The sequence below is a fragment of the Candidatus Nanopelagicales bacterium genome, from assembly GCA_018003655.1.
Lineage (GTDB): Bacteria > Actinomycetota > Actinomycetes > S36-B12 > UBA10799 > JAGNDY01.
Genome location: JAGNDY010000103.1, coordinates 1 through 5911, shown reverse-complemented (window position 1 = coordinate 5911; position 5911 = coordinate 1). Strand labels below are relative to the sequence as shown.

Sequence of the window (5911 nt, the reverse complement as noted above, 5' to 3'; positions counted from 1 at the left end):
GAACGGGCAAGACCACATTGCTGCGGGTACTGCTTGGGCAATTGCCGCCCAGTGGTGGACAGTTGAAGACCGGGGTGACGGTCAAGCCGGCCTACCTCTCCCAGCACGTAGCCGAACTCAATCCCGCATGGCGGGTCCTGGAAGCCGTCGAGCAGGTGGCTTCGCGGGTGGAACTGAGTAAGGGTCGCGAACTGACGGCTTCGCAACTGTGCGAGCGGCTCGGCTTCGGTCCGGAAAGCCAATGGACACCAGTCGGCGATCTGTCCGGCGGGGAACGACGCCGGTTGCAGTTGACGCGGTTGCTCATGGAGGGCCCGAACGTCCTCGTGCTGGACGAGCCGACCAACGACTTTGACGTGGAGACCCTTGCCGGGCTTGAGGACCTGCTCGATTCCTTCGGCGGAACGTTGATCGTGGTATCGCACGACCGTTACTTCCTTGAGCGGGTGTCGGACACGTTTGTCGGCATGCTTGGCGACGGCCAGGTGCGCGATATGCCAGGTGGCGTCGAGCAGTACCTTGCGCTCCGGGAAGGCCGCTCGCAAGCCGACGGTCCGATCGCTGCGTCCCGGTCAGCGAACCGAGCCCCGGTGTCGCGAGCCAACGAGCGCACACTCAAGAAGGAACTCACGCGGCACGAGCGAGCAATGACAAAGGCCTCCGCTCGCGAAGACGAACTGCATCGTGAACTTGCGATGCATGTGACTGATCACGTCAAACTCGCAGAGCTCAATGCTGAACTGAAGGCCGTCGGCGCTCGACACCGCAAAGCAGAGGAAGCCTGGTTGGCCGCCGCCGAAGCCCTTGAATCAGCGACCGGATGACGTCGCTGCGCCCGTAACGCTAGCTGGCGATGGAATAGGTCGCGGAGAAGCGTGCGGAATCGAGAATGTGATCCTGCATTGCCGCCAGGGCGCTCGGCCCGTCGAAAGCGCCCTCAATGGGAAGTCGATCCACATCCAATGCGTAGACGGTGATCGTGTACTTGTGCACGACCTCGTCGTTCCACGGTGGGAACGGACCGTCGTAGCCGAAGTAGTCGCCCCCAAGATCGAGATCACCCTGGAAGAACTCGCGGTAGTTATTGATGCCATGCCGGGTCCCGTCGGGCCCTTGCGGACCGGACTTGCCCCTAACCGTGACTCCCTCCGCGTGCGCCCCTTCAGACAGCTCGGAAACTTCCGGAGCAATATCGACCAGAATCCAGTGGTAGAAGTCGGTACGGGGCAGATCTGCGGGGAGCACCTTGCCTTCGACGTTCACATCGGTGCCGATGGTTGGCACGCTCTCGTCATGCATGACGACCGCGAATGACTTGGTCCCGGCGGGTGCATCAGACCATGACAACTGCGGGCTGACGTTCTCAGAGAAGGTTGCGTGCTGGTCGGGGTCGGCCTTGCCCATCGCGTAGCGTGCCGGGATGCGCTGATCCGGGGTGATGCTGGTGGAGGTGAGTTTCACGGGTCTCCTTCAGTGACAATCGATTATCGCAGTAGGAACTGGCGTTCAGGTACGGCGATCTGATCCTTGTTTACCCTCCGGCTGCGGTCAAGGCCGATGATCGGCCATGACGGGTTGGGCGCTGTTATCTTCGCGCCTATGGCGCCGAGCGAGGCAGTCCGCGATAAGCCCGGGCGCAAGCAGCCCACTCGACCCAAGGCGCAGTTAGCCCTCGGTCTGGGTGCTTTGGGCGTCGTTTTCGGTGACATCGGAACAAGCCCGCTGTACGCGTTCCAAGAGATCTTCCAAGGCGCCCATTCGCTTCCTGCCTTTGAGCCGCGGGTGTTCGGCGCGGCTTCCCTGGTGTTTTGGACGTTAACCCTGGTCGTGTCGGTCAAGTACGTCCTGGTCGTCATGCGCGCGGACAACGATGGGGAGGGCGGCATCATGGCGCTCGCCTCGTTGGCCGCACGTTCGATGATGAAGTCCTCTGGTCGGCCCATGCTGATCATGGGCCTGGGAATCCTGGGCGCCGCCTTGTTCTACGGCGACGGAATGATCACTCCGGCGGTATCGGTGCTGTCCGCGGTCGAGGGCCTTGAACTCGTCAACCCAGGGCTGAGCAGTTGGGTGATTCCCATCGCGATCGCCATCCTGGTGGCGCTGTTCGCCGTCCAGCGGCACGGCACCGGCAAGATGGGCGCGGCCTTCGGTCCAGTCATGCTCGTGTGGTTCTTCGCGATCGCCGTCTTTGGAATCGCTAGCATTGCCAAGACGCCAGCGATCATCGGGGCGATCAACCCGACTCACGCCATCAACTACTTCGCGTCCGAACCGAAGCTCGCATTCCTTTCCCTTGGTTCGGTTGTCCTATGTGTGACCGGCGCCGAGGCGTTGTACGCCGACATGGGCCAGTTCGGACGTGGACCGATCCGGCTGTCATGGTTTGCCATTGCTGTTCCGGCGCTCTACCTGAACTACTTCGGCCAGGCCGCCCTGGTGGTGCGCGACAAGGATGCCGCAGCCAACCCGTTCTACCTGTTGGTTCCCACTTCGCTGCAATTGCCGATGGTGATACTGGCGACCCTGGCGACCGTCATAGCTTCCCAAGCGGTCATCTCCGGGGCCTTCTCAATGACCAAGCAGGCGATCGGGCTGGACTATCTGCCGCGCATGCAAGTTCGGCACACCAGTAGTTCGGAGTACGGACAGGTCTACGTGCCGGCCGTTAACTGGATGCTGATGGTCGCCGTCGTCGCGTTGGTTCTGGGTTTCCGGAGTTCATCCAATCTGGCCTCGGCCTACGGAATCGCGGTTACTGGCACCTTCGTCATCACCACCTGCTTGATCACCGTCGTCGCGCTGAACCGCTGGAAGTTGTCGCCTTGGAAGGTGTGGCCGGTTTTCAGCCTATTCATCGTCATTGATCTGTCCTTCTTCGCGGCGAACCTGACTAAGTTCACCCACGGTGGCTGGTTCCCGCTGGTAGTTGCGATCGTCATTTTCACAAGCCTGGAGACTTGGCGGCGGGGGCGCGCACTGATGCAAGATCGACTCGCTCAGCTCAGCGAGCCACTAGCCGAGTTCGCCGCCCAACTTGAGCGCAGGGATCACGTCAACATGGTTCCCGGCGCGGCGGTCTACCTCACACACGGTGCGGGTACCGCTCCCTACGCGATGGCTCAACATGTCAAGTTGTTGGAAGTTGTAGCCGAGTACACGGTCATCCTGCATGTTGCGACCGCCAAGATTCCGCGGATGCCCAAGGACGAGCAGATCAGGATCGACAACTCGGTGCCGCCGTTCTGGCAGGTCGAGGTCACCCTCGGGTTCATGGACCGCCCAGATGTGCAGGACATCATGGAACGGGCGACCGCCGCGGGTGTCCCTGTCAATCCGCAGACGTGCACCTACGTCATGCACCTCATCGAGATAGAGCCGTCTCGCCATGCTCCGATGCGCCTAGAACGCCAGTACCTGTACGCATTCATGCAACGGGTCGCCGTCGATCCTGCCGCCTACATGAACTTTCCCCCAGACCGAGTGCTCGGCGTCGGCACCATGGTCAAGCTCTAGGGGCCGGCCGAGACCTCGCTTGCAGGTGTCGGGCCGGGGTCGGTGAAGGCGGCACGATTAACGTGCCGAAGGTTGCGAGAGCGTGGGCCCGCTCACACCGGGCTAGCTACGCGTTCACTGCCGAACGACAAGGTGATCGTCGCGACATCCTGGGACTTCGGCGATGTCTGATCGAAAAAAATGTCGCTCGTGTTGTCATCTCTGCGGATTTCAGTGAATCCGAGGCGGCCGCTTCTGGCGACAGCGAGTTGATTGCCACTGCGATCCAGTAGTCGCAGTTCGAACGACTCGGTGCTGCACTTGTCAGCTATATGTAGCAGCCTCACGGATCGCACCCGCTGGTCGGGGGAGCCAGGTTCGGCCGCAACTTGCATCTGTGCCGTGACGTTATCCGGATCGCAGGAATCGTGAAACATGAGACTGTCGGTCATGTATTGGTCGAGCCAAGATTGGATGGGCTTCGAGTTGTACATCGCACCGATGAGTAGCCCGACACACATGAGCACGACGGCTCCGGCAAGCCAATGAGTCTCGATGATCCCGCGTCGGATCCGGGCAACGCGTCCTTGGGTCGGAGTCCGGAACAGCAACCGGTCCTTGGCTGCTTCGGGGTCATAGATCCCCTCAAGAACGTGGGCGAGCGCAGTGCTGCGCTGTAGGGCAGCCCTGGTGGTCACCAGCGCGTTTGACCAGGTCCTCGACCGATCCGGAACAAGCACTTCGAGGTGAACTATCAGTTCACGCGTCGCGGTCGTCGCTGAGTCCGAAAGCTGCTGACGTAGTTCTCTGGCCACGAAGGTCGCCGTATCAAGTGGGAGCAGCGGATCGCTGTCTGTCAGCGGACCACCGCAATGGGCGACATCCACTGCGGCCGCGATGACCTTGTCTGAGGCAATCGACTTTTCAGAGAGCAGTGTTGCCGAACGCAGGCAAGCGGCGCAGTCGGCTTCGGCCGCGTCATACGCCGTAGTCATCGTCACAAATGACTGCTGATTGATCGGCAGAGATTTGATGGCGCGCTGGCTCGCTCGTGCGGCGGCCGCTCGCTGAGGACGGCTGCGGCGGTCAGGACGACCACCTGCCGCAGCGGCGGTCACTGCTGCTCTGTCCGTATCGACCATCGCATTGATGATGTTGACGCTGTTGCGGGTTGTCTTCCTTGCGATCGTCTCGACACCGTCACCTTCCTGGATGATCACTTCCAAAGCAGTCGACAGTTCCGTCAACCGCAACGCGAGAACTCTGCGTTGCTCCGCACCGGTCTCGCGGGAATCGGCAAGCGCCTGCCAACATTGGTAAGTGCTGCCATCGACTTGGACGGGGCGAGAACGGTCAAGTCGCGCGAGTTCGATCAGGGAACCGGAGACCGCGTCATTCAGTTGCGCCGCCGAGCGAGCGCTGGCTGAGGCGGCGGCCAGCGCAGCCAGGCGAACCGACCAAAGACTTTCCAGCGACGCAATCGCATTCTTGAGGAGCAACACTTGGTCAGCCAACTCGACATTGGCTGCTGACGAACCATCAAGTCGTGTGTTCGTGTTCATCGTTGCCACCCCTCCTCCCGGAGTGAACAGACCGAATCCGCCCATTTGCGATCGCGGAACCTCCTTCTTCCCGCAATAAAAGGCTAGTCCGGCGCGGTAGGCAAACATAGGGCCAGCCGGGGGCCTCAAGACGTTCACGAGCGCCCCGCCGACTCACGTTCTACCCGGTGGAGGTGACTATTCGACGGGAGCGGAGAACCACCGGCCCGCTTGGCGCAAACCTGGGAGAGTGCCTATCGGTCGATTCTCTTTCCGCCTGCGGTGTATCCACGTGGAATGTAGTCAGGTGGGTTCTCGGATCTGCGGGCGACGTCATTGAGGATTCGCATATCGATGGATACGTCGGTGAGCGGCAGTTCCTGGGCCAGCCACGCAATCGTGATCGTCAATGTGCTGAGTTCAAAGACGCGATAGGCGTGGCATGCGTAGCCAATCCCGGTACCCGCGAGCGAGTCGACGGAGCATTCGACAGTGAGATCCCTCGCCGGGCCGAGCGCCTCGCGTCCGATGGCCCTGACGTCTGGCGCAGGTGAAGCGCTGCTGGTGTTGCCGCGTCCCGCGCCGAGTGGGATTAATCCGAAGTCGAATCCGAGAATCGAGGCGAGGTACGCCTCGAAGCGCAAGACCGGGTCTCCGAGGCGATTTGTGAACGTCACGGGATCAATACCAGTGACCTGATGTGGCACGATCCATCGTCCACTTTCCCGCGTCACAGGTGCACCCTGGCAGTCACTCTCGCTAGCGGCATTGGGCCGCCATCATCGATTTGTCCGCAGCAGTGACTGCCAGCTTGTACTTGTTCGCAACCTGGGCAAAACGAAGCGAGTAGGCACAGCGCATCGCCTTGTGGGGGA

General features: G+C 61.3%; 5 protein-coding genes. 2 read left to right on the top strand and 3 right to left on the bottom strand.

Features of this window, described 5'->3' with window-relative positions; all coding sequences use genetic code 11:
- Positions 1 to 824, top strand: an 824-nt coding sequence (locus tag KAZ48_10365) for an ABC-F family ATP-binding cassette domain-containing protein (protein ID MBP7973194.1), incomplete at its 5' end; no start/stop codon positions are given.
- Positions 825 to 843: 19 nt separating this feature from the next.
- Here KAZ48_10365 and KAZ48_10360 read toward each other — a convergent pair.
- Positions 844 to 1461, bottom strand: a complete 618-nt coding sequence (locus tag KAZ48_10360) for a YbhB/YbcL family Raf kinase inhibitor-like protein (protein ID MBP7973193.1) — start codon at positions 1459 to 1461, stop codon at positions 844 to 846.
- Positions 1462 to 1599: 138 nt separating this feature from the next.
- Here KAZ48_10360 and KAZ48_10355 point away from each other — a divergent pair, with 138 nt between their 5' ends.
- Positions 1600 to 3516, top strand: coding sequence for a KUP/HAK/KT family potassium transporter (locus KAZ48_10355; GenBank protein ID MBP7973192.1), 1917 nt, complete (start codon positions 1600 to 1602; stop codon positions 3514 to 3516).
- Positions 3517 to 3608: 92 nt separating this feature from the next.
- Here the strand turns inward: KAZ48_10355 and KAZ48_10350 are convergent, their stop codons facing one another.
- Together KAZ48_10350 and KAZ48_10345 are read right to left on the bottom strand one after the other, a co-directional pair.
- Positions 3609 to 5057 carry a hypothetical protein gene (locus KAZ48_10350; protein MBP7973191.1) on the bottom strand — a complete coding sequence of 483 codons (1449 nt, stop codon included), beginning with the start codon at positions 5055 to 5057 and terminating at the stop codon, positions 3609 to 3611.
- A gap of 233 nt (positions 5058 to 5290) precedes the next feature.
- Entirely contained in the window at positions 5291 to 5713 is a 423-nt protein-coding gene (locus KAZ48_10345) for a hypothetical protein (protein MBP7973190.1), read from the bottom strand.
- Positions 5714 to 5911: the final 198 nt, after the last annotated feature.

Coding starts and splice junctions, on each gene's coding strand:
- KAZ48_10355 (MBP7973192.1), top strand. CDS start 1,600: ATGGCGCCGAGCGAGGCAGTCCGCGATAAGCCCGGGCGCAAGCAGCCC.
- KAZ48_10350 (MBP7973191.1), bottom strand. CDS start 5,057: ATGAACACGAACACACGACTTGATGGTTCGTCAGCAGCCAATGTCGAG.